Source organism: Tamlana flava, from assembly GCF_041287255.1.
GTDB classification, from domain to species: domain Bacteria; phylum Bacteroidota; class Bacteroidia; order Flavobacteriales; family Flavobacteriaceae; genus Tamlana; species Tamlana flava.
On sequence record NZ_JBGGTX010000014.1, the window covers coordinates 1 to 3,719 of the forward strand.

At 35.0% G+C, this 3,719-nt stretch carries 6 protein-coding genes; all 6 read right to left on the bottom strand.

Annotation, left to right across the window (positions count from 1 at the left end; translation table 11 throughout):
• Positions 1-257: 257 nt before the first annotated feature.
• Positions 258-467 (bottom strand): YgaP family membrane protein, encoded by a 210-nt coding sequence (locus ACB104_RS16025; RefSeq protein ID WP_370480360.1) that lies wholly within the window; start codon positions 465-467, stop codon positions 258-260.
• 75 nt (positions 468-542) lie between these two features.
• Positions 543-1,169, bottom strand: a complete 627-nt coding sequence (locus ACB104_RS16030) for a Crp/Fnr family transcriptional regulator (protein WP_370480361.1) — start codon at positions 1,167-1,169, stop codon at positions 543-545.
• Between the two features lie 3 nt (positions 1,170-1,172).
• On the bottom strand, positions 1,173-2,042 hold the full coding sequence (locus tag ACB104_RS16035) for a cation diffusion facilitator family transporter (RefSeq protein ID WP_370480363.1): 870 nt from the start codon (positions 2,040-2,042) through the stop codon (positions 1,173-1,175).
• Between the two features lie 163 nt (positions 2,043-2,205).
• Entirely contained in the window at positions 2,206-2,562 is a 357-nt protein-coding gene (locus ACB104_RS16040; RefSeq protein WP_370480365.1) for a cupin domain-containing protein, read from the bottom strand.
• Between the two features lie 116 nt (positions 2,563-2,678).
• Positions 2,679-3,545: a helix-turn-helix domain-containing protein gene (locus ACB104_RS16045; protein ID WP_370480366.1), complete on the bottom strand. Its 867-nt coding sequence runs from the start codon at positions 3,543-3,545 to the stop codon at positions 2,679-2,681.
• Positions 3,523-3,719, bottom strand: a 197-nt coding sequence (locus ACB104_RS16050; RefSeq protein ID WP_370480368.1) for a hypothetical protein, incomplete at its 5' end; no start/stop codon positions are given. The genes ACB104_RS16050 and ACB104_RS16045, both read right to left, overlap by 23 nt.

Consider the following 3,719-nt stretch of genomic DNA (forward strand, 5'->3'; position numbering starts at 1 on the left):
TGTATTGAGCAAAAAGGCCTTTTTCAATTTGGTTTAGCAGGACGATGGAATACATGCACCGAAAGGGCGGGAGCAACGGAGTTGCGTAGCCATTTTGGTCAGCTTTCGCTGAATGTATTCCATCGGTATTGTGTATGAGCAGCAGCGGGTTTTTAACCTTTAAGTTTTCAGATAGCAAGATACTTTTTTAAACGCAAAAACGGTCCAAGTATGCACTTAAACCGCTATTGCTTATACACTTTGTTGTGTGCAGCCTTTTATTTGTCTTTCATTTTGCAAGTTTTGATTCCAAACGGTGCATAAAGTGGACAAAAGCTAATCACACTTGTTAAAACGAATACTCCTGCAAGTACCAATAAAATGATTCCTAATGTGCCTGATATTGTTCCTGTAAAATAAAGAATACCAACTATTGCAGCGATTATAACTCTTATAATTCTGTCTGCTGAACCCATATTTTTTGTCATAATTAAAAATTTTAAATTATTGAAAGATTACCTTACAAAGGAAAATAGTCGTCTAGAGATATGCAGTGACTGTAGTCACCACTCGTCAATAATTCTTATTTTACCTGATTTTTGTTCAACTTTCCCATCTGTTTCAAGCTTTTTTAAAACTCTAGTAACTACTTCACGAGCAGTTCCTAATTCATTTGCTATTTGGGAATGACTCATATTAACAGATTTGTTATGACTTAATTCAGTTTTCTTCTTCAAATGGTCGTATAGTCTTTTATCCATCTTTTCTAATAACAAGCTACCTATTGTGTCTAATAGCTCCGAATATCTCAGATTAAACTGATTGTAGAAAAGTTCATTGAAGTCTGGGTATTCTTTTAACCAAGTTGGTAACAAATGAACGGGTAACAAAAGAACTATTGAATCTTCTTCTGTTTTTGCAAATACTTTACTCGGTGTATTTTTTAAAGCCGCATAAAAAGACATTACGCAGCTTTGGGCTGATTCGATATAGTAGAGTAGCAATTCTTTCTCATCAAATCTAGAATATACTTTTATCAGACCATTAACAACAATAGGTAAAACTTTGACATACTGATGTTCCCTTAAAATTTCAGTTCCTTTTGGAAATTCCTTAAAGGCAGATTCTTGAAGTATTTTTTCAACCAAATCAGGTTTAAGAAAGGATAATATTTTTCTGTCAAGTTCCATTCTTTATTTATCTGGTTCAATGTGGATTAAGACGTGTCCTAAACTTGGTATTTCATTTCGTAAATGGTTCTTTAAATAATGTGCAATATCGTGGCCATCCTTAACAGAAATTTCACCATTAACAATTGCGTGTAAATCAACGTGGTATTTCATTCCTGCTTTTCGAATAAAACATTTTTCTGTTCCAACTACACCTTTGACTTTTAAAGATTCTTCTCGAATTTCTTCCAATAGGTCATCATATAAATGCTCATCCATAATTTCTCCTAAAGCAGGTCTAAAAATCAAATAGCTATTGTATAAAATAAAAGCAGAAGCTAATAAAGCTGCCCAATCGTCAGCCGTTTCATATCCTTTTCCGAAAATTAAAGCGATAGAAATTCCTATGAATGCCATAATTGAAGTAATTGCATCACTTCTATGGTGCCAAGCATCTGCCTTGAGTGAAGTACTATTTGTCTCCTTACTTTTTTTTATTACTATTCTAAAGGACACTTCTTTCCATATGATAATTGCACCAAGTACAATCAAAGTCCAAGATTTTGGAACCTTATGAGGTGTCTGAATATTTTGAATGCTTTCGTAGGCAATAATAGTTGCTGATGTTACAAGAAAAGCCACTACTAAGAAGGTTATTAGCGGTTCAATTTTTCCGTGTCCGTATGGATGATTTTTGTCTGCTGGTCGTTTGGCATATTTTAAACCAAATAGCACAAGTAGAGAAGAGAAAATATCGGTTGTTGATTCTATTGCATCAGCAATGAGTGCATATGAATTACCAAAGAATCCTGCAAGGCCTTTAATTAAAGCTAAGCTGGTGTTTCCAATTATGCTAAAATATGTAGTTCGTATTGCAGTTTGTTCGTTATTCATTCAGTTCTTCAGGTTGCACACAACGGTAAATTGTATGAGTAGTGGCAGATTGCATGGTGGTTTCCTATCAAAATGCTACGCAGTTTGAGCGGGCTGCAAACCTTGATATTTGCCACTTTCCCTGCCATTACTTATACAAAATGTTGGCAACAGTTTTTAGCTGTTATTCTTTCAAATATACTAAAAGCATCTTTGTTGGCTGGTCTCCTGTGTTAATTACAGAATGAGTATCCTCGTCACCAAACCATATGGAAGTTCCTGATTTAACTTCAATTTCCTGAGAATCTCCATCCTCAGGAGTAATCTTAACTTTGGCATCTGTTAAAACAATGGTTAAGTGAGGTTCGTGATGATGCATCCCCAATCCGCATACATCGCCTTGCGGCAGACTTACATGTTCAACAACTTTCATTTTGTCGTTATCAATAATGACTTTTTCTTCTGAATCACGAGCTTCCGGGGTTTGTGCAGCAAGTGTGCCGCAAAAAAACACTAATGATAAAATAAATAAATTTTTCATGATGTTAATTTTTAATGATTAATAATTACATCACAAAGTTAAAAGCTTATATATCAAGGGGGTTTTCTTAAAAGATCAATCTTTTTGCTTTGGTGTCCAATACAAAAATAAATTGACTATTTATTTTTAATTCGGTATTCTGAGGGAGCGGTCTTGTACTTATCTTTAAAAATACGGCTAAAGTGAGACACATTCTCGAAACCGCAATCGAAAGTAATATCACTGATTGACTTTTCTGAACTACTGAGAAGCAGACTGGCTTTTTCCAGTCGCTTAACTGTTAACCATTTTCCGGGTGTTGTACCATAATGTTTTTCAAAGTCCCGCCTGAAAGTACTCGTACTTCGGTTAGAAATCTCGGCAAACTCAGAAATTTTCAGGTTATATATATAATTTGCTTCCATCACTTCCCAAATAGGTATCACATAATCGCCGGCTATTTGATTTATATAAGCAAGGATATGCTTATTTCCAGGGTGAGCCAAAATATTGTAAAGTAATTCCTTAAACTTTCCTTCAAAAATGGTGTCTGGTAATAATTCCTGATTATCAAAATAAGGTAAAAGACTTGTGTAACTATTTCGAATCTGGTCGTTTAGCATGAACTGATTGATCATTTCAGCATTGGTCCCAGGCAGTTTGTTTAACGGAAGATAATTTCTGAATTCATCAAAAATCTTCTTTAAATAATCGTCTTTTAAATACAACACCAGAACTTTCCAGTCTGTGAAATCATTTGGTAATTCCTGATGGAAAGCACCTCTTTTCAATAAAAATCCCTGCTGATCATTTAAAACCCATGTTTTATCTCCATGCTTAATAATCCTCTTGCCGCTGATAGTAAAAGTTAACTGATTATGATTGGAATATAATTGAAGGATTTTCTCCTTCTGAGGACACTCATAATAACAAAACAGCTGATTGTTCAGGCTTAGCTGATTAAATATATCTGGATTAGATTTATGTATTTCGTATATATTCATTCAAACAAGTTCTATATGCTCCAACAATCTCGAACACAAATTGTTGCCAACGTCCTGCTAAACGCAGTTCGGTCATGAGAACGAAGATACAAAAAGAGGGAGACAATGCAGCCTTTGTGAGCGCTGCCACGCGAGCGACGGCGGCATTGTCCCTCTCGCCCATAAATTTCCCTT